This is a genomic window from Mesorhizobium sp. M0340 (genome assembly GCF_040321535.1).
Classification (GTDB): Bacteria; Pseudomonadota; Alphaproteobacteria; order Rhizobiales; family Rhizobiaceae; genus Mesorhizobium.
Genome location: NZ_JAMYRR010000007.1, coordinates 206,962 through 228,009, shown reverse-complemented (window position 1 = coordinate 228,009; position 21,048 = coordinate 206,962). Strand labels below are relative to the sequence as shown.

At 60.4% G+C, this 21,048-nt stretch carries 19 protein-coding genes and 2 pseudogenes; 16 read left to right on the top strand and 5 right to left on the bottom strand.

Annotation, left to right across the window (positions count from 1 at the left end; all coding sequences use genetic code 11):
• Positions 1 to 92: 92 nt before the first annotated feature.
• From NKI79_RS13490 to NKI79_RS13470, 5 genes and pseudogenes are all read left to right on the top strand, one after another.
• The gene (locus NKI79_RS13490) at positions 93 to 818 is read left to right on the top strand and encodes a LuxR family transcriptional regulator (protein WP_352802062.1); all 726 of its coding nucleotides are present in this window, start codon (positions 93 to 95) and stop codon (positions 816 to 818) included.
• Positions 819 to 912: 94 nt separating this feature from the next.
• Positions 913 to 1,545, top strand: coding sequence for an acyl-homoserine-lactone synthase (locus NKI79_RS13485; protein ID WP_352496585.1), 633 nt, complete (start codon positions 913 to 915; stop codon positions 1,543 to 1,545).
• 22 nt (positions 1,546 to 1,567) lie between these two features.
• Complete coding sequence (locus tag NKI79_RS13480) at positions 1,568 to 1,942, top strand: transcriptional regulator domain-containing protein (RefSeq protein ID WP_352484151.1); 375 nt, start codon at positions 1,568 to 1,570, stop codon at positions 1,940 to 1,942.
• A gap of 58 nt (positions 1,943 to 2,000) precedes the next feature.
• Positions 2,001 to 2,411, top strand: coding sequence for a DNA -binding domain-containing protein (locus NKI79_RS13475; RefSeq protein WP_084643024.1), 411 nt, complete (start codon positions 2,001 to 2,003; stop codon positions 2,409 to 2,411).
• A 463-nt stretch (positions 2,412 to 2,874) separates the two neighbouring features.
• Positions 2,875 to 3,033 (top strand): annotated as a pseudogene (locus tag NKI79_RS13470) (LysR family transcriptional regulator); the annotation flags it as partial.
• Here NKI79_RS13470 and NKI79_RS13465 read toward each other — a convergent pair.
• Both NKI79_RS13465 and NKI79_RS13460 read right to left on the bottom strand, forming a co-directional pair.
• Positions 3,020 to 4,225, bottom strand: coding sequence for a beta-ketoacyl-[acyl-carrier-protein] synthase family protein (locus NKI79_RS13465; RefSeq protein ID WP_352802060.1), 1,206 nt, complete (start codon positions 4,223 to 4,225; stop codon positions 3,020 to 3,022). The pseudogene NKI79_RS13470 and the gene NKI79_RS13465 sit on opposite strands and share 14 nt — an antisense overlap.
• On the bottom strand, positions 4,226 to 4,501 hold the full coding sequence (locus NKI79_RS13460; protein WP_023679611.1) for an acyl carrier protein: 276 nt from the start codon (positions 4,499 to 4,501) through the stop codon (positions 4,226 to 4,228). It abuts the gene before it with no gap.
• A 770-nt stretch (positions 4,502 to 5,271) separates the two neighbouring features.
• On the opposite strand from NKI79_RS13460, the pseudogene NKI79_RS13455 reads away from it, so the two are divergent.
• A pseudogene (locus tag NKI79_RS13455) lies at positions 5,272 to 6,571 on the top strand (IS1380 family transposase).
• A 249-nt stretch (positions 6,572 to 6,820) separates the two neighbouring features.
• On the opposite strand, the gene NKI79_RS13450 reads toward NKI79_RS13455, so the two are convergent.
• Positions 6,821 to 7,111 (bottom strand): hypothetical protein, encoded by a 291-nt coding sequence (locus NKI79_RS13450; protein WP_352622710.1) that lies wholly within the window; start codon positions 7,109 to 7,111, stop codon positions 6,821 to 6,823.
• Positions 7,112 to 7,447: 336 nt separating this feature from the next.
• Here NKI79_RS13450 and glmS point away from each other — a divergent pair, with 336 nt between their 5' ends.
• Together glmS and NKI79_RS13440 are read left to right on the top strand one after the other, a co-directional pair.
• On the top strand, positions 7,448 to 9,271 hold the full coding sequence (glmS, locus tag NKI79_RS13445; protein WP_352802059.1) for a glutamine--fructose-6-phosphate transaminase (isomerizing): 1,824 nt from the start codon (positions 7,448 to 7,450) through the stop codon (positions 9,269 to 9,271).
• 720 nt (positions 9,272 to 9,991) lie between these two features.
• A complete protein-coding gene (locus NKI79_RS13440; protein WP_031212627.1) occupies positions 9,992 to 10,246 on the top strand; it encodes a helix-turn-helix domain-containing protein in 255 nt (84 codons plus the stop codon).
• Between the two features lie 1,143 nt (positions 10,247 to 11,389).
• On the opposite strand, the gene NKI79_RS13435 is transcribed toward NKI79_RS13440, so the two are convergent.
• On the bottom strand, positions 11,390 to 11,779 hold the full coding sequence (locus tag NKI79_RS13435) for a hypothetical protein (protein ID WP_023679620.1): 390 nt from the start codon (positions 11,777 to 11,779) through the stop codon (positions 11,390 to 11,392).
• A 612-nt stretch (positions 11,780 to 12,391) separates the two neighbouring features.
• Between NKI79_RS13435 and queC the strand changes: the two genes are divergently transcribed.
• The 3 genes from queC to queE are packed head-to-tail and all read left to right on the top strand — an operon-like array spanning position 12,392 to position 14,177.
• Positions 12,392 to 13,090: a 7-cyano-7-deazaguanine synthase QueC gene (gene queC, locus NKI79_RS13430; protein ID WP_352802057.1), complete on the top strand. Its 699-nt coding sequence runs from the start codon at positions 12,392 to 12,394 to the stop codon at positions 13,088 to 13,090.
• A complete protein-coding gene (gene queD / locus NKI79_RS13425) occupies positions 13,090 to 13,446 on the top strand; it encodes a 6-carboxytetrahydropterin synthase QueD (RefSeq protein WP_023679623.1) in 357 nt (118 codons plus the stop codon). Before queC ends, queD begins: the two co-directional genes overlap by 1 nt.
• A complete protein-coding gene (queE, locus tag NKI79_RS13420) occupies positions 13,443 to 14,177 on the top strand; it encodes a 7-carboxy-7-deazaguanine synthase QueE (RefSeq protein WP_352468486.1) in 735 nt (244 codons plus the stop codon). The genes queD and queE overlap by 4 nt, the downstream gene beginning before the upstream one ends.
• A gap of 559 nt (positions 14,178 to 14,736) precedes the next feature.
• Here queE and hemN read toward each other — a convergent pair.
• Positions 14,737 to 16,086, bottom strand: a complete 1,350-nt coding sequence (gene hemN, locus NKI79_RS13415) for an oxygen-independent coproporphyrinogen III oxidase (protein ID WP_352802055.1) — start codon at positions 16,084 to 16,086, stop codon at positions 14,737 to 14,739.
• Between the two features lie 154 nt (positions 16,087 to 16,240).
• Here hemN and NKI79_RS13410 point away from each other — a divergent pair, with 154 nt between their 5' ends.
• The 5 genes from NKI79_RS13410 (at position 16,241) to ccoP (ending at position 20,972) form a co-directional block, all read left to right on the top strand.
• On the top strand, positions 16,241 to 16,987 hold the full coding sequence (locus NKI79_RS13410; RefSeq protein WP_352516160.1) for a Crp/Fnr family transcriptional regulator: 747 nt from the start codon (positions 16,241 to 16,243) through the stop codon (positions 16,985 to 16,987).
• A gap of 604 nt (positions 16,988 to 17,591) precedes the next feature.
• The gene (ccoN, locus tag NKI79_RS13405) at positions 17,592 to 19,223 is read left to right on the top strand and encodes a cytochrome-c oxidase, cbb3-type subunit I (RefSeq protein WP_352502732.1); all 1,632 of its coding nucleotides are present in this window, start codon (positions 17,592 to 17,594) and stop codon (positions 19,221 to 19,223) included.
• The gene (ccoO, locus tag NKI79_RS13400; protein WP_352649462.1) at positions 19,214 to 19,945 is read left to right on the top strand and encodes a cytochrome-c oxidase, cbb3-type subunit II; all 732 of its coding nucleotides are present in this window, start codon (positions 19,214 to 19,216) and stop codon (positions 19,943 to 19,945) included. The genes ccoN and ccoO overlap by 10 nt, the downstream gene beginning before the upstream one ends.
• 11 nt (positions 19,946 to 19,956) lie before the next feature.
• Positions 19,957 to 20,106 carry a cbb3-type cytochrome c oxidase subunit 3 gene (locus tag NKI79_RS13395; RefSeq protein WP_352480266.1) on the top strand — a complete coding sequence of 50 codons (150 nt, stop codon included), beginning with the start codon at positions 19,957 to 19,959 and terminating at the stop codon, positions 20,104 to 20,106.
• 2 nt (positions 20,107 to 20,108) lie between these two features.
• Entirely contained in the window at positions 20,109 to 20,972 is an 864-nt protein-coding gene (gene ccoP / locus NKI79_RS13390) for a cytochrome-c oxidase, cbb3-type subunit III (protein ID WP_352480265.1), read from the top strand.
• The last annotated feature ends 76 nt before the right edge of the window (positions 20,973 to 21,048 follow it).

The following is a 21,048-nucleotide window of genomic DNA, read 5'->3' as shown; positions in this document are numbered from 1 at the left end:
GGGTTCTCGGCACGCGCTGTATCCGTCCGGGATCGTTTAAAACAAGGTCTCTGCCTGGCATCGAGCGATCACGGAGGTTACGCAAAGCGCAAATGCATCGCGTGTTTGAGAACTTCGTCGAGCAACTGTCTGCAAGTGTTGATGCTGCCGATCTCCGTGAGGCAATGGCATCCGCTGCAGCCGGCTTCGATTTTCCGCTATTCGCCTATTTCACTTACCCGTCGGCCTCCGGCGACGCCCCGCAATTGATCTCAAACTATCCATCAGCCTGGACATCACGTTATCTGCAACAGCGGTACCACAGTCTTGATCCGGTCATCCTGCGCGGGCTGCAAGGCTGGGATACCTTCGATTGGGGTGTGGATCGCGCTCGGCACTGTCTGCCGAATTCGCAGCAACAAATTCTGGAGAGTGCGGCTGAGTTTGGCATCCGCGGCGGCCTGACGATGTCCATGCATGATCATCGCGGCCGGTTTGCTGCCCTGACCTTTGCTTCCGACGAGTCCCGTCCGCCTCTGTTGCGGTCACTGACACGTTACGAAAAAGCATTGCAGCTGGTGGCCATCAACTTTCATATCCATGTCCGGCGCGGGCTCGCCGACGATCGCGTGGTGGATGGTGTAACGCTCACCCCGCGGGAGTTCGAGTGCCTGAAATGGGCGGCGCGCGGCAAGTCGGCTTGGGTTATCAGCCAGCTTCTCGGCGTCTCAAAGCGCACCGTGACCTTTCATCTGGAAAACGCCAAGGCAAAGCTTGGCGTTCGAACGATCAACCAGGCCGTTGCACGACTGGCTGCCTCCGGCCAGGCGAGATCCTGATTCGTCGGCCACGATAGCTGTAAACCTCTACAGGCTGCATCGCTGCCGACTTTGCCCTTCGATGGCGGGAACCACATCCCGCACGGAGGCGACCATGATGCAGCTGATAACACCAGACCTTTACGACGAGTTCGCAAGCGAGCTCAAAGAGATGCACGGGCTCAGGTTTCGGGTGTTCAAGGAAAGGCTCGATTGGGAAGTTGATACCGAAGACCAGATGGAAACAGACCCGTTTGATGGTCTGAAGCCTGTCTATCTGCTCCTCAAGGGATCCGACTGGCGAATTCGCGGTTGCGTGCGTCTTTTGCCCAGCACCGGACCCACAATGTTGCGCGACACGTTCCCGGTGCTGCTGGGTGCTGACGTCGTGCCCTCGACCTCCGACATATGGGAGAGCAGTCGTTTCGCGCTCGATCTCCCTCCGTCGGCGCCCAAGGCAGCGGGCGGACTGGCCCAGGCAACCTACGAGCTCTTCGCGGGCATGATCGAGTTCGGCTTGGCCAAGGATCTGACCCGGATAGTAACGGTGACGGACACGCGCATGGAACGGATCCTTCGCCTCGCGACGTGGCCATTGTCGCGCATCGGACAACCCAAGTCCGTCGGCAAAACGGAGGCGGTGGCCGGGTTTCTCGAGATTTCCCGCGCGAGCCTTTTGCGCATCCGCAGCAGGGGACGTCTGAGCGGACCGGTACTGTGGCAACCGGTTCTAGGCCCGTCGGCATAGCGCCATTGTGGACACCTGAGCCGTGAAGGATGCTGGTCTGCCCAAGGAAGCGACGGTCGGTCTTGTATGCTGGCCGGACTGGCGTCGTCACGAAGCTTACCACTACGCCAGACGATTGCCACGCACTGCCTGGGCCTGGGAGTTTCTTCGGCGCAATCCACAATTTCAGCGCGACCACGCCAAAATGGCACCGTCCGCCTGCATTGTCGGAGCCCAGGCCGACATGAAGATAATCGAGTTGACGACAGGATCATCTTTCCTAAGACAATGGAGCCTCCTTTTTCGCGGACGCGCCACAGTCGGACGCTACGTCGGCAAGGGTCTTTTGGGATCCGCGCGACTGCGCCCGTATTCTACGAGCGGCCGCGGAGCCGGTTGGGCTCGACCACGATTTTGAACCGCTTGATCTCCCTTCGCTCTCATGCTGCAAGGACATCCTGCTGACACCTGCCGGCGTGCAGCACGTGCTGCTGAGGGAGGACTGCCGGAGTCTGCAGATCGCCCTTTCCGGTGCATCCGTTCTCCGCCCGTTGCGGCTATATGTCGACGCGATCGTGCAGCCGCAGCACCTGAAGTTCCATGTCGCTGCCCTTCAGTTCCTGAACGACATCAATGGTTGCGGCCGCCTGGCAGCTGCTTGCTTTCCGCCGGAACCCCGCGGAGCGCGTCTGCGTATCGTGCTCCAGGCTTTGGACGGCTCGCTTGCGGGAGCATCTCATCAGGAGATCGCCATTGCCCTGTTCGGGAGACGCCGTGTCGAAGAAGATTGGTCTCATCCAGGTAGCCATCTTCGCGATCAGGTGCGTCGCGCCATCCAACGTGGCCGCTACCTGATGGGCGGCGGCTATAGACAGTTCCTGATGTAATTCGGGTGACAGCTTGGTGATTGCCTTATTCGAAAACGCGCAGGCATCAATCTCCATTTTCACTGCTATTGTGGCTTATACAAAACGTGACACGCGCCTAGCTAGCTGAACCCTTCTAACCCTATCCGAGAGGGCGCCGCGCGGACTGGCTCGGCCACATAACCACCGACGGGAGTTCCCCACCGTGGCTCCGCCCCCGGCGCTGTGCCGCACGTTGGTTCGAGACCGCTATGATGGTGAACCTCTCGCCCGATGGTCCACAAGAAGGGGCCATCTCATGCACGATCTCGGCCATGACCACCGGTGGCTTCTTGCCGGCAGCACTCAGGCGACTATAACGGGCGCAGAGCCGACCCTGCGGCTTCCAGACATATGTACAGCTTCAGACCCTCAAGCCGAGCCCGCAGGGCCTCGCTTACCTTTTACGGGGCGGCGGTACGTCCAAGCCGCTTCAACAGTTAAGAATTTCGCAAAGACGATACCCCCGGATCGTCGAGCTTCCGCTGCCACTTCCCGCATTCGCCGAGGCGGTCAATGACCCGCCCTTCATTATCCGGCAAGCATCTGGATGCGAGAGATAATGTTGCCGGAGGCATCTCTCATGGCTTCTACACCTGCCTGAACGCCAGAACCGCGTTCGTGCCGCCAAAGGCGAAGGAGTTGCTCAGTGCCACGCGCACCTTGCGCTCGCGTGCCACATTGGGCGTGACGTCGAGATCGCAATCGGGGTCCAGCTCACGATAATTGGCAGTCGGCGGCACGACGCTCTCGCGGATAGCCATCACGCAGGCGATCAACTCGAGCGCGCCGGACGCGCCGAGGCAATGCGCGTGCATGGACTTGGTAGAAGAAATGGACATTGAGAAGGCGTGCTGACCGAAGACGCGCTTGATCGCCGCCGTCTCGAGCTGGTCGTTGGCCTTGGTGCCGGTGCCGTGCGCGTTGAGATAGTCGACATCCTCGGCGTCCAGCCTGGCATCGGCAAGGCAGGCCCGCATTGCTGCCTCCGGCCCCTCGACAGTCGGCGCGACGATGTCGGACGCGTCGGCGGAAAGGCCGGCACCGGCAATTTCGGCAAGGATGGTGGCGCCCCGAGCCAGGGCATGCTCGTAGCTTTCCAGCACCGCCATGCCGGCGCCTTCACCAAGCGACAGGCCCTGGCGATCGGCCGAGAATGGCCGGCAAGTATCGGGCGAAAGCACGCGGATCGCTTCCCATGCCTTCAGCACACCCCATATGAGCGGCGCTTCGCTGCCGCCGGCAAGCATCACGTCGGCCCGGCCGAGCCTGATCTGGTCCACCGCGCAGGCAATCGCATGGTTTGCCGAGGAACAGGCGGACGTGACGCCGAAGACCGGCCCGCGCAGGCCGAGACTCATGCTGACCTGGCCGGCAGCGGCACCCGGCATCGCCTTGGGTACAGTCAAGAGAGCGGCACGCTTACCGCCCAGAAGGATGGCGCGGTAGGTTTGCTCGATCGCATCCCACCCGCAGCCGCCAACGCCCACCGTCGCACCGAAGCGATAGCTATTTCCCTCTTTGGAGGAAAGTCCGGCCTGACGCATGGCTTCGCGCGCCGCAAGCACAGCGAGCAGGCTGAAGCGGTCCATGGAGATGAGTTGCTTGCCGTCGATGTCATGCTCCGGCAGCGCCTTGATCTCGGCACCGATCCTGACCCTCAATTCATGGAGCTCGGAGTTGACGATTGGGCCGATGGCGGAGCGGCCTTCTCGCATCTCTCTCCAAATGGCGGCGGCGTTGGTCCCAAGCCCGCAAATCCCGCCAATCCCAGTAATCACGACGCGCCTGTCCATTCACACCCCCTTAGCGAGCAAGCTGCGCACGGCTTCCACCATGTCCCCAACATTCTGGAGATCCGACCATGCCTCGGCCGTATTCATCTCGATCTCGATGCCGTAGGCCTGCTCCAGGTCCCAGAGAACGTCCGCCAATCCCAGTGAATCGATACCGAGCGAAGTCAGTCCCGTGGCAGCCGTTATCTCGCCGCCCGTGGCAGGCGCTATGCCGCCCTCCGACGCGGCGCGCTTCTTGATCATGGCGATTATTTCGTTGGCGAGTTGATCTGCCATCTTGTTCCTTTCCAGCTTGCGTTTTCGGCGTCGTTCAAGACCCGAGTCGCGTCGCGTTGCCAAAATTGCCCCTCATAGAGCCTGTGCGACCGACCAAGCCCAATGCCCATAGCAACCGGACGAGTTCCGGCTTCTGCGGCGTCAGCCCGATGAGGAAGAAAAGTCGCCGGCCTCCCGCTTTTGCGCCAGCACATCAAGAATCTGCGTGTAAATGGATAGGAACCGTCGTCAAACGTCAGCTAAACGCTGCGACGGTGGGTGCTGTCAGCGTATTCACTCGGCACCTCATATGTAATCGAGATGTTTCATAGCTCCGGACCATTGCGATCAACTATTGTACCGGTCCACCATTCGTCGGAGAGTTCGACATGATCGGAGCGCTGCCTCTCATTCCCAGTACAATCTCCACCGCACGCGACAGATTTCCTCTTTCGGGCTCTTCTCAAGGGACTCGCCACGCGATAGAGGCAGTGATCGGCGCACGTTAGGTCCTGCCAAGTCCATGCGACATTCCGGAAAATTGGTAAAATCGTTTGTTCCAATCAAATGCATCCACGCTATGGATAGCTAAGACATGCGTTTCAAGGGCTCGATCTGAATCTTCTCGTCGTTCTCGACGCGCTGCTGAGCGAGCGCGGCCTCACGGCGGCGGCACGCCGCATCAACCTAACCAAATTCATGGGGGTTGGTGGATGTGGCGCAAGCCGTTGAAATGACGTAGGATTTGGTTGCTTAAGCCGATCCGAACCATGCCGGAGACCACACCTACCATGAACGATCTTGCGCTGCCGCTGAGCGGTTTGTCATCAGTCGGCGGCAAGTCCGTCGTCGCCCGTTTCGACGGCGGCATGCTGTCGTCCAACAGCGGCGTTCTGGCCTTGGCCGAGGTGGAAAAGCGGTTGCGGGTGGCCGAGCGTCTGGCGCGTTGCATCGACGATCCGCGCTGCCCGGACCAGGTCGTCTACAGCCTGGCGGACATGATCGGCTTTCGACGCCAACCGGCTGCGCCGCGATCCGGTCTTCAAGATGGCCCAGGATGCGCTGCCGTCGGGTCGGGATCTGGCGTCGCAATCGACGCTGTGCCGGCTGGAGAACCTACCCGGCGTGCGGGAGCTGGTCGCGATGGGACGGGCGATGGTCGATCTCTATTGCGCCTCGTTCCGGCAGGTGCCGAAGCGGATCGTACTCGACATTGACGATACCTTCGACGCTGTGCACGGAGGCCAACAGCTTCGCCTGTTCAATGCCCACCATGACGAGTACGGCTTCCAGCCGATCGTCGTGTTCGATGGTGCGGGACGGTTCGTCAGCGCGATCCTGCGACCGGCCAAGCGGCCGAGTGGGGCTGAGATCCGCCCCCACCTGCGCCGTCTGGTGCGGGCGATCCGGATCAACTGGCCGAACATTCGAATCCTGCTCCGCGGCGATAGCCATTATTGCAACCCGCAGGTCATCGACTGGTGCCGCGCCAACGACGTCGACTTCATCTTTGGCCTCGCGCCCACCACGACCCTGCGCAAGCATGTCGCGGATCTGGAGGCCAGCACGACGGCGCGCTTCGAAGCGTCGGCCAAGACAGGCAAGGTCCGCAGGTTCAAGGAGTTCTTTGACGGCGCCGCCAGCTGGAGCCGCGTCGAGCGCATCATCGCCCGCGTCGAGGTCAGTGCCCAAGGTACTGACACCCGCTTCATCGTCACCAATCTGGCCGGTGGCAAGGCCAAGGCGCTCTACGCGGACCTTTACTGCCGGCGCGGAGCGGCCGAGAACCACATCAAATCGTGGAAGACGCATCTCGCCGCCGACCGCACATCCTGCACCAGAGCCACAGCCAACCAGTTCCGGCTTCTGCATGCCGGCGCCTACTGGATGATGTGGAGCCTGCGCGCCGCGATGCCGAAGCGTTCCAGCTTTGCCGTCGCCCAATTCGACACGCTGCGATTGCGCCTCATCAAAATCGCTGCGCGGGTGGTCGAGATGAAATCGCAAATCCGCCTGCACCTGCCGACATCGTGCCCCGACCAGCGCATCCTGCGCATCCTCCTCGATCGCATCCCCCAACTCGCGACATAACGATGGGGGCAGACGCCCCGAAACGAACCCGTCGACCGCAACCTGCAAACCCCCGCCTGCCATCACGACGGAGCAATCCCGGCGCCTGACGAGGCGCGTGGAAAAGCACCGCAACGGCGACCACAACGTCGCTTCAGGCCGTCAAAAGCTTATCGCCGTGCATCAAGGCGGCTAGGTCTTCCGCTGCGGGAATCGGGTTTGAGTAAGACGGACGAAGCACTGAGAACCAACGCTTTCGTGATAGTGCATTCATGCCCCGAGAATCCTGTTGACCGTTACGAACCCCAAGAAAGCCGGCGCTGAGTGAAACGGTCGCTGAACGTGCTCTGTGGCGTGCGCCGCCTGACTCTCGGTTTCGGCCATGCCGACTAACAGCGTATTGATAGGCCATCGCGGGCTAAGCTCTACCGGCGAAAGCCGCGTCAACAGCGACAGGCAATCAGAAACTGGATCGGCGGCGACGATGATTATGATCAACGTGACGAACACGTGAATCATGCCGACGGCGCCGACGCTGCCGATGATGATGATGCCGATCATGCGTCGCTGATGCTGCCTAACTACAGTGCTTGTGATCATGCCGATCACCGCGTGATCACGAGCGGCGGCGCTTCGTGTCAGGTGCGTAGCCGGGATGGTCGCGCATGGCCGATTGTTCCTTCGTGCCGCGGGGTGTGGGCTTGCGTTCGGTCATGAAGGCGTCAGGCGCAACGAGAAGTTTAGATCAGGGGCTCATCCATGGGCTGGATGATAGTTATCCCTACAATCAATTGTACCAATATTACCGAATACTACTACAAGATCCCCAATGAAAGCGGCCGGATGGGTATCCGTCTCGCGTGGGCTGAAGCTGCCGGCAACAATGGGAAGACGAACATGTGCGGGATTGTTGGCATCGTTGGGCAACAGCCGGTGTCGGATCGGTTGGTCGACGCATTGAAGCGTTTGGAATATCGCGGCTATGATTCCGCCGGCGTTGCGACGATCACCGAAGGTGCCTTGCACCGCCGGCGCGCCGAGGGCAAGCTCGTCAATCTAGAGAGGAGACTGAAGGAAGAGCCGCTGAGCGGCAACATCGGCATCGGCCATACGCGTTGGGCAACCCATGGGGCCTCGACGGAACGCAATGCGCACCCGCACTTTACCGACGGTGTCGCCGTCGTCCATAACGGGATCATCGAGAATTTCACCGAGCTGAAGGACGAATTGGCGGCGGCTGGCGCCGAGTTCCAGACCGACACCGACACCGAGGTCGTCGCGCATCTCTTGGCAAGACACCGCCGGGAGGGCATGAGGCGGCAAGAGGCGATGCGTGCCATGCTGAAACGCCTCAGGGGCGCCTACGCGATTGCCGTCCTCTTCGAAGATGATCCGTCGACCATCATGGCGGCGCGCAACGGACCACCGCTGGCGATCGGTCACGGCGACGGCGAGATGTTCCTGGGCTCCGACGCGATCGCGCTCGCTCCCTTCACCAATGAAATTACCTATCTCATCGAGGGCGACTGGGCCGTTGTCGGCAATTCGGGCGCCCATATCTTCGATTTCGACGGCCACCCCGTCGAGCGTCCGCGCCATACCTCCACGGCCGCGGCCGATCTGGCCAGCAAGGGCAATCATCGCCACTTCATGGAGAAGGAAATCTGCGAGCAGCCCGAAGTCATCGCCCATGCTCTCCGTCACTATAGCAACATCATAGAGAATCGCGCCGACATGGTTTCTGGCATCGATTTCGCCAGGATCCCGAGCTTGGCGATCTCGGCCTGCGGGACCGCCTATCTCGCCGGACTGATCGGAAAATACTGGTTCGAGCGCTACGCGCGCCTGACGGTTGAAATCGACGTTGCGTCCGAATTCCGTTACCGCGAGATCCCGTTGTCGCCGCAGTCGGCGGCTCTTTTCATTTCGCAGTCCGGCGAAACCGCCGATACGCTCGCATCGTTGAGGTACTGCAAGGAGCGTGGGCTGAAAATTGGCGCTATCGTCAATGCCTGCGAATCGACCATCGCTCGGGAGGCCGATGCGGTCTTCCCGATCCTTGCCGGACCGGAAATCGGCGTCGCCTCCACCAAGGCGTTTACCTGCCAGCTTGCCGTTCTAGCCGCACTCGCCATCGGCGCCGCCAGAGCCCGCGGGACCGTAACCGAAGACGAGCTGCAGGCGCTCGTCAGGAGCCTCGCCGAAGTGCCGCGCGTCATGGGCCAGGTACTCAACAGCATCCAGCCGGAGATCGAGTTCCTGTCGCGCGAACTGTCAAAGTGTCGTGACGTCCTGTATCTCGGCCGTGGCACCAGTTTCCCGCTAGCGATGGAAGGTGCGCTGAAGCTCAAGGAGATTTCCTACATCCATGCCGAGGGCTATGCGGCGGGTGAATTGAAGCACGGTCCGATCGCATTGATAGACGACAACATGCCAGTGATCGTCATCGCGCCCCATGATCGCTTTTTCGACAAGACCGTCTCCAACATGCAGGAAGTGGCTGCCCGTGGAGGGCGGATTATCCTCATCACCGATGAAAAAGGGGCAGCCGCATCGACACTCGACACTATGCACACGCTCGTGCTGCCCGCTGTCGACGAGATTATCGCGCCGATGATCTTCTCGCTGCCGATACAGCTTCTTGCCTACCACACGGCGCTCTTCATGGGCACAGATGTAGACCAGCCGCGCAATCTCGCAAAATCGGTCACGGTCGAATGATTGCGAACCTTTGTAGGCGATGCTCGTCCATCGAAAGCGCTACCCCCTGTCTGGATCCGAAGCCCGGATGAACCAGATGACCATTGTTTGCTGCAATTTCGGGAAACTCGCCGTCGCCGCATCATGACAATCGCCATCCTTTTTTCGGCCGGTCGGGCGATTGCACAGGGCAGCCGGATCGAGCTTGCTCAAGCCGACGTCAGCACAAAAGCGCGCGGCCCTTTCGGCTGTTTCCTCGGGCGCCCCATCCTTTCGGTCTCCGAACAAGCATCGGCGGCTTAAAAAATTTCGTTAACAGCGGTGATCGATGTGTGATTCAAGCACAAGCGCGTCTTTCGCTGCATCGGCGGTGGAAATTGGTCGAAGGTATCAGCGTCCGCGAGGCTGGGTGGACGGTGCCGCGAATAGCCACTGGAGGCGTCAGGGGGAGTTCGAGTTGCTGTTCAAGAAAGCCATCGGCGAGAGTGAGTCGTGTAGGATCGCAGGTCGAATGCGCTACAGCCGATCAGGCCATCTCAGGGTGGGCAGGTTCTTAGAACTTGATCAGAAGCAGGTGAGCCGCCATATTCCGACCCGGCTGCCAATTTCAAGTGGCCCATTCCATGGATGAGGCCGGTCCGGCCGAATGGACGTCCATTTTTTTGATTTGCTGGGTGTGCGCCAGGGTCGGGGAGGAAATCTCCCGATTTGTCAGGCGCTCCCATCTTCTTGGAGATGTTTATGAAGGATTCGCGCATTCCCGAGCCAGTCTTGACGGCTATGTCGCAGGGGACCCACATCATCCGCGCTTATCGTGAGCACCTTGGGTATTCAATCGAGGACCTCGCGGTGGCGTGCGGGCTTGCCGCTGAGGAAATCCAAAACATCGAGCGGGGTGTGAGGTACAACAAGGGCTATCGGGATCGGATAGCAAGATCGCTGTCCATACCTGTGGGAATTCTTGAGGCAGAGGCGGACATATCGGACGCCGCCTGATCAGTCGGATAATCTGCAATGGGTGGAAGACCGCTCTTGTGATGTGAAGTTTGCGGCTGATAGTCGTCGCTTGATTCCGTTGGACGCGAATGCCTTCTGGCGCAGTACCGCCAAGAGAATTCTCGTCCACTGTCCGATGGAACTGCACACGGGCTCGCCGAACAGGAAGTTGGAACGCTTCGTCATGCTGTCTTAGGCGATATAGCCGCCCGGAGTGCTGCGACACGTGCACGATAGCATCGGCTCGCGACGATGGATTGCTAACAGCGAACTCATGCTGGTCGGCAAGGCGATACTGGCTGGAGCATCAACTCGGCCGACGAGAGTGGCCCCCCATCCTAGACTAGGCAGGATCGGCCGACATGGCCGGCATCGCGCGCCGCTCTGAAAAGAGCACAGCGGGCATCCAGACGCTGCCGGGTTGACTATGGGTGTCGGAACAGCAAAAAGGGGCCGCTCTTCATGAGTGGCGTGCGCCGGCAGTCTAACCCCAAGCCCCCCCGCCAGGCTGCCGGCGCGCTTCTAGGAACATCGAGGTAGGGCACTACGCTTCCTTGTCCGACTACGCCTCGATCAGATCCCGAGCAGCCAGCCAGTGTCCGACCGTCGCTTGCGCCTCTGCCCGCTGAGGCCTTGTGCTTCCTCCAGCGAGTCAAGCCGATCACCATGGGTGTCGCCAGTTCTGGTGCTCACCCATGTGCCATTTGCGATCTCGTGTCGGTGAGAGCACCGCAAGCACCTCCCCTGCTAGAGGGCAAGGCGGCTTGCGTCGCCCGTGTTGTTACTATTCTTCGCTGTGGTCGGAGTTTTTTCCTTGGCTTCGGAACCGGGACATTCGGCTTTGCAAAAAAATAGGCCATCGTGGTCGATCGTCACGCCCCCGAGTTCGGCGGCACGATGGGACGTCAACGGCAGCGCAAGCTCCATTTGCGCGAGGGGCTCGTCCCTTCAAATACTTGATGCATTTGCGCTTTGCGTACCTCCGTGCATGTTGCTCGATGCCAGGCGGAGACCTCTGTCTAAACGATCGCGCATCGATGCAACGCCCGCGCGTTGATCGCCATCATCGCGGCGATCGCTTTGCCGCGACCGCAGCGGCAGCGATGCGCATGCAAAAATTCACAGATGCATTCTAGCCAAATGCTAGCTGCCCAGCAAATGTCCGGCATTTCGCAAGGCCCCTAGGAAGAGACTGGCATGGCCGTTGGCATCGATCTTGGCCTGCATCGACAGGGGCATGCTGTGCCAGTTCTCCAAGGGCGTAGTGAAATGTGAGAACGTACCGTTGACGATGCACTGGTGGGTAACAAGACCCTGTCTGTCCAACGCCAGCACGCCGATCTGGTCGCCCTGATATCGGATGGCTGCGACCCGCTGGACCTCCGCGTCACCGTCGACCCGCACGTCGAAAAGCAGGATGCCGCGGCTCCTGGTGGCTACCTCGGCGGCCTTTTCAGCGAAGCTTAAGGAGAGCGAGCGGACGCTTTCGACCGCCAGCCGTAAAACCATCAAATCCAGTTCATCCACTGCCATAAGGTACCTGCGCGCAACACATGGGTGATAGCAATCGACCACACCGCTTGTTCACAGATGTCGGCTCACGACCGATCATTCAGGGTTTGCCGGTCAGTCCATTGACCGAGGGCGTGCTCCGGTTCGAACCGATCCTGAAGCGGAATGCGCTGGATCTACGGAACCCGAGGAGCAGGCCAGCCAAAGTTGCCGCGACAATTGATGTCGTGATCATTCCAGACATCTGCATCGGCGTCGCTGAACATCCCACTGGTAAGTCCGTTCTCTTGCGGCAAGCCCATCCTCGGGCCGTCTTGTACCTGAAACCCTCGCGGTGGCGTCCCTCGAAACTCGGGACCGCCGGGCGCTTGATCGTCGAGAACTTTGTTTACGAAGGTCCGGACCTCCTGCAGAGCATATTCCGGTGCGCTCGCCTTTGAGCATTCCGCTGAAGCGTGACGTTTCGCTAGTCCGTGTTCCTTGCAGGCTCACCGCGAGGGCGCCTTGCACACAGCGGCACGTCAGCGCATGAAACTCGTCCCCCGTTCACTTCACAAAATGGATTTCCTGAAGTACTGGGAGCGCAGAGAAATCTCCGGTCGCAGCCTACCCGGTTAAAACAAGGACCCAACAATGAAGACTCTCGTCGTCTGCTCCGGCGGATTGGACTCCGTCACCCTTGCTCACAAGGTGGCAGCGGAGCACGAACTCGCCGGCCTCTTATCTTTCGATTACGGCCAACGGCATAGGAAGGAATTGGGCTTCGCCGCCCTTTGTGCGGAGCGACTGAGCGTCCCGCACCGCATCATCGACATCCACGAGATCGGCGGCGGCGTTTCCGGCTCCGCGCTGACCGATAATGTGGACGTGCCCGACGGGCACTACGCCGAAGACACGATGAAGGTCACGGTGGTGCCGAACCGGAACGCCATCATGTTGGCCATTGCCTTCGGCTTCGCCGCAGCGCACGACGCTGACGCGGTGGCGACGGCCGTGCATGGTGGGGATCATTTCATTTATCCCGACTGCCGTCCGGCCTTCATCGACGCTTTCCAGATGATGCAGGACCACGCGCTCGACGGCTACGCGAAGATTCGCATTTATGCACCCTATGTGAATCTCACGAAGGCGGACATTGTTAGGAATGGAGCAGCATACGGCACGCCATTTGCGCAGACCTGGTCCTGCTACAAGGGCGCCGAGCGTCACTGCGGGAGGTGCGGGACCTGTGTCGAGCGGCGCGAGGCGTTTCATCTCTCTGGGCAGCCGGACCCCACCGACTACGAGGACTCCGACTTCTGGCTCGATGCGCTGCGAAGGAGGACCGCGTAATGTTCCGCATCACCAAGGAATTCCACTTCTCAGCCTCGCATCAGCTCACCTCGTTGCCACCCGATCACCAATGCGCGCGCCTGCACGGGCATAACTACATCGTTGAAGTGGAGCTTTCAGCGAATGGACTGAACGAGAACGGCTTCGTGCGCGACTATCACGATTTGGCGCCATTCAAACGGTACATCGACGAGAGCTTCGACCACCGACATCTCAACGACGTGCTGGGACATGAGCAAGTCACGGCGGAATATCTGGCCAGACATTTTTATGAATGGTGCAAGGCACGCCTGCCCGAAACCTCGGCCGTGCGGGTGAGCGAAACGCCGAAAACCTGGGCGGAATACCGGCCATGACCGATACGCATCCCGCAATCCGCGTGAGTGAGATTTTCGGGCCGACGATCCAGGGCGAGGGCGTGCTCATCGGTTTGCCGACGGTCTTCGTCAGAACCGGCGGGTGTGACTATCGCTGTTCCTGGTGCGACAGCCTGCATGCGGTGGACAATCAATTCCGCCATGAATGGGAGATGATGTCCATTGCCGCGGTGTGGCAAAACGTGCTTGCGCTTTCCGGTGGCCGCCCGCTGATGGTATCGCTGTCAGGCGGCAATCCGGCCATCCAGCCGCTCGGCGCGCTCATCGAGCGAGGCCATGGTGAAGGTTACCGTTTTGCGCTGGAAACCCAAGGTTCGGTGGCCAGGGACTGGTTTGCCGACCTTGACGTGCTAGTCCTCAGCCCAAAGCCGCCGTCAAGCCAAATGACGACCGATTGGGCCGCTTTCGAGGCGTGCCTCCAGGCGGCACAAGGCAGGCCGCAAGTCGTGCTCAAGCTCATTGTTTTCGACGAAAGGGACTACGCCTACGCGAAAGACGCCGCTGCGAGATTTCCGCGACTTCCGATCTATCTGCAACCCGGCAATCACACGCCGCCACGCCCCGCAAATGAAGACGCTCCTGTCGACCTTGACGGAATATTGAAGCGCATGGAGTGGCTGGTTGATGCCGTGACCCGCGACAGGTGGTTCGAAGCCCGTGTGCTGCCGCAGCTGCACGTTATGCTCTGGGGTAACAAGAGAGCCGTCTAGCCTAGGCCCGCTTTTCACTGAAACTGCGCCGGCGGATATTCGGGTGGACGGGTTGTCCCACGCTTGACGGCGCTGCCGGGGTGCTTGCGGACTTTCTGCCACCGGCACCAAGAGCGTGGCCAGCCGCTTACGACTCGGAATGTTGCCGAGGCTCGGTTTCGACGGGCGTCGGCCTGGCGCGAACCAATCAAAGGTTAGCGCGAGCCACGGGTGGATAGTGTGGTGGTGCGATGCGGCGGCGCCTGCTGCAGCTGGCACGGTCCTTGCGGATTCTTGTTGCAAGGCCGAAGGGAGCTGTCGGCCGACAACCATGATCTGGCCAGGACGATTGTCGACTGCTTCCGATACAGAAAAGAGGCCGGACTCGACGTGGCGCTTCAGGGACTGCGAAATGGAATACGGCGCCGGAAGGCACGACCGGACGATATCGTCGCTATACCAAGACGCGTCTGGTCCGCTCCGAATCCTGTCTCGACACGACGGTCGCCGATCAACAGTGAAAAATGTAGCGCAATCGGTTCACGATCGACTGAGAACCATGACCGTTCCTCTGCGGTGCTCAGACTGCCGCTGAGTGCCTGGCCGTTCCACTTTCGAAATATTTGTCGAACTTTGCCGCGATGCTCCTGACAAAGGGCCGGCTTTCCGCAGGCACGACGAAGCGGTCACCATCAAGTTCAAGCAACCGCGCAGGATCTTGGAGGGCCGTGGAACTCGCCTTGAGGAGAAGTCTTTGGCCGGCTTCGCCAAAGCGCTCCACCAGCTCAATCGCCGAGAAGGCGAAGTCACACATCAATCGCTCGATGATCCAGCCGCGAACACGGTCGTCGTCGGAAAGCGCAATGCCACGGACCGCAGCCAGCCCACCGTTCTCGACCATGCGCCCATACTCGGCGGTCGAAGGCATGTTCTGTGCATAGCCCTGGCGAAACTGGCTGATGGATGACGGGCCAAGGGCGATCAAGGTCTCGCAGCGATCCTCGGTATAGCCCTGAAAGTTCCGGTGCAGTGTTCCGGCGCGGGCGGCAAGCGCGAGGGCATCGCCCGGTTTGGCGAAATGGTCGAGCCCGATTGCTTCGTATCCCTGGTCCACGATCGCCCGCGCCGCAAGTTGCGATTGAGCAAACCGCTCTGCCGGACCCGGCAGCCATGCCTCGTCGATCATCGTCTGATGTCTCTTGAACCACGGTACATGGGCGTAGCCAAAAAGCGCTATCCGATCTGGTTCCAGGGTTAATGCCTGCGCGACGGTGGAGGAGACACTCTCCCTGGTCTGGTGCGGCAAGCCGTAGAGCAAGTCCAGATTGACCGATTCGACGCCGCGCGAACGAACGCCGTCGACTACCGCTTTCGTCTGCAAAAAGCTCTGCTCGCGGTTAATTGCCTTTTGCACCTTCGGGTCAAAATCCTGGACGCCGAGGCTCGCACGGGTCATGCCGATTTCGGCGAGTGCGTCGAGGCGGGCATCGTCCATATCATTGGGTTCGATTTCGACGCCGATCTTGGCGCCGGGAAGAAAGGTGAAACTGTTGCGCAGGGCGGTTCCCAGCGCCACCAGATCCTCCGGTTTGAGCATCGTTGGCGAACCGCCGCCGAAATGGACGGCACGCACGCGGCCCTTGCCTGCGACGAGACTGGAGACGGTTGCGATCTCGGCATGCAGTGAGCGCAGATATGTGGTCACTGGTTCGTAGTGGCGTGTCTGCTTGGTGTGGCAAGCGCAGAACCAGCAAAGCTTGTCGCAATACGGGATGTGCAGATAGAGCGAGATCTCATCGCCATCGTTGAGCGCCTGCAGCCAGCCACGACAAATTGCAGCATCAATGCCTGTATGAAAATGCGGCGCTGTCGGATAACTGGTATAGCGCGGGACGTTCTCGCCAAGTCTGGCAGCTAGCTCCAGTCGCATGTCGTGGTCCACCGTGTTTGCGTCGCCGGAACTGTGGATGCTTGGATGAGCCTAAGCCCTGATTTCGATCAGCGTTCAGCACGGACAAACTGCCGCAAGGATTTTTCTACCGTCGATTGCTATCCTGCCCGCACTGGACCGGTAGAGCGATCGAATGACATTACGGCAGGACACTCACAGTTCCGGCATTCCCGTTCTTTGCCTGTCTTGCGAGGCACGGCACCGCGGTGTCTGTGGTGCGCTCGAACCAGACCATTTGGCTCAGCTCGCCAAGACGTCGTCGCGGCACAATATCGAGCCGGGGGTCGAACTGATCGGCGACGCCGAGGCGGTCGACTGTTATTCAAACGTGCTTTCAGGCGTGGTGAAGCTGACGAAGAGCCTTTCGGACGGCCGCCAGCAGATCGTCGGTCTCCAGTTCGCGCCGGATTTTCTGGGACGGCCCTTCAAGATGAAAAGCGCGATCAATGCGGAAGCGGCAACAGCTGTCTCGCTATGCTCGTTTCCGAGAGCGGCCATCGAACGGTTGATGAAGGAATCACCGGAATTTGTGCATCGCCTGTTCAAGCAGGCGCTGAACGAACTCGACGAGGCACGCGAATGGATGGTGACTCTGGGGCGCAAGACCGCACCGGAGAAGGTGGCGAGCTTTCTCCTCATGATCGCCCGGAACATCGATTCCAGTGTTGACCCGGCGGCTAGGTCGGCGTGCTTCGAGCTGCCGATGACGCGTGCCGACATCTCTGATTTCCTTGGAATTACAAACGAGACCGTGAGCCGTCAGCTGACCAGCCTGAGAATGGACGGCGTGATTCGGATCGAGAACAACCGTCGTGTCACCGTGGACAGCATGAGCCGGCTGGAACGGCGCTGCGGCGGCCGAGGCGCAACCGCCGTTTGAATGACACCGAAGCTGCATGGCCTACGTCACTTATTTCGTTCGGGGCAGGGCATGCTCGCGTTGGGCTTAGAAGAAGCCGCATAGCGACAGCCCGCTCTCCATCCGATCGCCTGAGCCAGGTGTGTTTCGGCCAACTCGTCGGCGAAGCATCCATCCTCGAGGTGCTCGACGTGCAACCGGCTGTTCCAGGCAGGATTGCACTCGGCCGAAGTCAATACGCTCATACGCAGGGGAAAATCGCCGTCTCCCCGAACCATGAATGTCACGAAGGCAGCGTAACGCTGGCGCTGGCTGTCCCAAGGCATTGAAACGATCGACGTTCGGCAAGGCATCGGCCTACTTTCCAGCGTCACAGAAGGCGCGCTTCCCCACACGCCCGCGATCGCCTCCATACCCGGCCAGACCGGGGACGCCGGGCCTGTCCATAAGCGTGGCGGCCGGTGCTGCGCTTCCACATTCGATCGCCACACTCTGATCGCACCGAACTCGATGCTGCTCGAAGCAAAATCGTGCGGCTCTGACATGGATCAGGGCGAGCAGGCCACGGCTGCGCAATAAGGCACTGCGGTTTGGCGCCCGCCGGAATTGGAAATCGGGGCTTGCGATGAAATTCGGCACAGAGATCGTCCTTCTAAGCCTGTTTGCGTTTGCGGCCCTGGTGGCTGCCGGCTTCGGCGTAGATGAACCTTTTCGCCGGCATATGTGGGTTTTGTTCTTCGCCGTGGCTGGCTTCACTGCGATTCTGTTGCGCAACACGGAGTTCAAGCCGGCAGTTCCGATCGACCCCGCCGCTTACATGGATGGGCCGATCCGCTACGGTGCCATCGCCACCGTATTCTGGGGCGTCGTCGGCATGCTGGTCGGCGTCGTCATTGCGCTGCAGCTCGCCTACCCGGATCTCAACATCCAGCCCTGGTTCAATTTCGGCCGACTGCGGCCTTTGCATACTTCCGGCGTGGTTTTTGCCTTCGGCGGCAACGCGCTGATCTGCACGTCTCTCTATGTGGTGCAGCGCACCTGCCGCGCGCGTCTGTTCGGCGGCGATCTCGCCTGGTTCGTGTTCTGGGGCTATCAGTTGTTCATCGTCATGGCGGCAACCGGCTACCTGCTCGGTATCACCGAGAGCCGCGAATACGCCGAGCCCGAATGGTATGTGGACCTGTGGCTGACCATTGTCTGGGTCGCCTATCTCATCCTGTTCCTCGGCACGATTCTAAAGCGCAAGGAACCGCACATCTATGTCGCCAACTGGTTCTACCTTGCCTTCATCGTGACCATTGCGATGCTGCATGTGATCAACAACCTGTCGATGCCGGTCTCCTTCCTGGGCTCCAAGAGCTATTCAGCCTTCTCCGGCGTACAGGACGCCCTGACGCAATGGTGGTACGGCCACAATGCCGTCGGCTTCTTCCTCACCGCCGGCTTCCTCGGGATGATGTATTATTTCGTGCCCAAGCAGGCCAACCGACCGGTCTATTCCTACCGGCTGTCGATCATCCACTTCTGGGCTTTGATCTTTCTCTACATCTGGGCCGGTCCGCACCACCTCCACTACACCGCCCTGCCGGACTGGGCCCAGACGCTCGGCATGGTGTTCTCGATCATGCTCTGGATGCCCTCGTGGGGCGGCATGATAAACGGCCTGATGACGCTCTCGGGCGCCTGGGACAAGCTGCGCACCGACCCGATCATCCGTATGATGGTGATGGCCATCGCCTTCTACGGGATGTCCACCTTCGAAGGCCCGATGATGTCAATCAAGGCCGTCAACTCGCTCTCGCACTACACCGACTGGACCATCGGTCACGTCCATTCGGGCGCGCTCGGATGGGTTGGCATGATCTCGTTCGGCGCGATTTATTTCATGGTCCCGAAGTTATGGAACCGCGACCGGCTTTATTCGCTGCGGCTCGTCAACTGGCACTTCTGGCTGGCGACGCTTGGGATCGTCGTTTACGCCGCGGTGATGTGGGTCTCCGGCGTCATGCAGGGCCTGATGTGGCGCGAATACAACGAGCAGGGCTTCCTGGTCTACTCCTTCGCCGAAACCGTCGCCGCCATGCATCCCTACTACATCATGCGTGCCATCGGCGGCGCGATGTATCTGTCGGGCGCCCTCATCATGGCCTGGAACATCGCCATGACCATCCTCGGCTACCAGCGCGAGGAGGATCCGATGCCGCGCTCCATCCCCGCCCTCCAGCCTGTGCGATCAGGAGCCAGAAAATGGGCCTGATGGACAGACACGCGGTCATCGAGAAGAACGCCACACTTCTTCTCCTCGGGTCCCTGCTGGTCGTAACGGTCGGCGGCATCGTCGAGATCGCACCGCTCTTCTATCTCGACAACACCATCGAGAAGGTCGAAGGCATGCGGCCCTATTCGCCGCTCGAGCTCGCCGGGCGCAACATCTATGTGCGCGAGGGCTGCTACCTCTGCCACAGCCAGATGATCAGGCCATTCCGCGACGAAGTCGAGCGCTACGGCCACTATAGCCTGGCGGCCGAGTCGATGTACGACCACCCGTTCCAGTGGGGCTCGAAGCGCACGGGGCCGGATCTCGCCCGGGTCGGCGACCGCTACTCCAACGCATGGCATGTCCAGCATCTCACCGAACCACGCTCCGTGGTGCCGGAATCGATCATGCCGAGCTACGCGTTCCTGAAGGACATGCCAATCGAGGTGAAGGATTTCTCGACGCATCTGATCGCCAACCGCCGTGTCGGTGTGCCCTATTCAGACGACATGATCGCTCATGCCAATGCCGATCTCATGGCGCAGGCCGATGCGAATGCCGACACATCGGGCCTGGAGAGACGCTATCCGAAAGCCAAGGTTGGGGACTTCGACGGCGATCCGCAGCAGGTCACCGAAATGGATGCGCTGGTCGCCTATCTCCAGATGCTCGGCACGCTGGTCGATTTCAGGACCTATGACGAAGCCGCGGGCTACCGCTGAGGAGAATGGCGATGACCTACAATTTCATGCGGGAGTTTGCCGACAGCTGGGGCCTGCTTGCCATGGCGCTTTTCTTCCTCGGATGCGTTGCCTTTGCACTTCGTCCCGGCAGCCGCAGGCAAGCCGAGAGAGCCGCTCACATTCCTCTCAAGGGCGACTGATCATGGGCAGCGAGCATATCGATGAGGTTTCGGGCATCTCGACGACCGGCCATGAGTGGGACGGCATCAAGGAACTCAACAACCCGCTTCCGCGCTGGTGGGTCATCACCTTCTACATCACCATTGCCTGGGCGATCGGCTACACCGTCGTCTATCCGGCATGGCCGATGCTGACTTCCGCGACCAGGGGTGTGCTGGCGTATTCGAGCCGCAAAGACGTCAAGAATGAACTGGCGGCGGCCGAAGTGGCCAAGGGTAAATATGTCGCTGCCATTCAGGCGAAGACCGTCTCCGAGATTACTGCCGACGATACGCTACGCGAATTCGCCGTCGCCGCGGGTGGCGCCGCGTTCAAGGTCAATTGCGTGCAGTGCCATGGCTCGGGCGCTCAAGGGTCCAAGGGTTTTCCCAACCTAAACGACGACGATTGGCTGTGGGGTGGCAACGCCGAACAGATCCAGCAGACGATTGCGCACGGCATCCGCTTCGCATCAGACCCGGATACGCGCCTGTCGGAAATGCCTGCTTTTGGGGACATCATCACGACGGATCAGATCAAGCAGGTCGGCGCCTATGTCGCAAGCCTCTCCGATCCTGTTCAGGACACAAGCCTGATCGAACCCGGCGCCAATATCTTCGCCGAGAATTGTGCGGCCTGTCATGGTGAGAATGCAAAGGGCAACAGGGAGCTCGGCGCACCCGACCTGACCGACGCGATCTGGCTATACGGGTCTGGCGAAACAGCCATCGCCGCGCAGGTCCGCGCGCCGAAGCACGGCGTCATGCCGGCCTGGATCGGCCGTCTCGGCGAGATCAAGGCCAAGGAACTCGCGGTCTATGTCCATTCGCTTGGTGGCGGAGAATAGGTGCGCAAGCCTATTCTCGTCCTCCCCCCCACCGCCAAGCGACGAGGCCCGGCGCGAGCCGGGCCTCGGCATCATC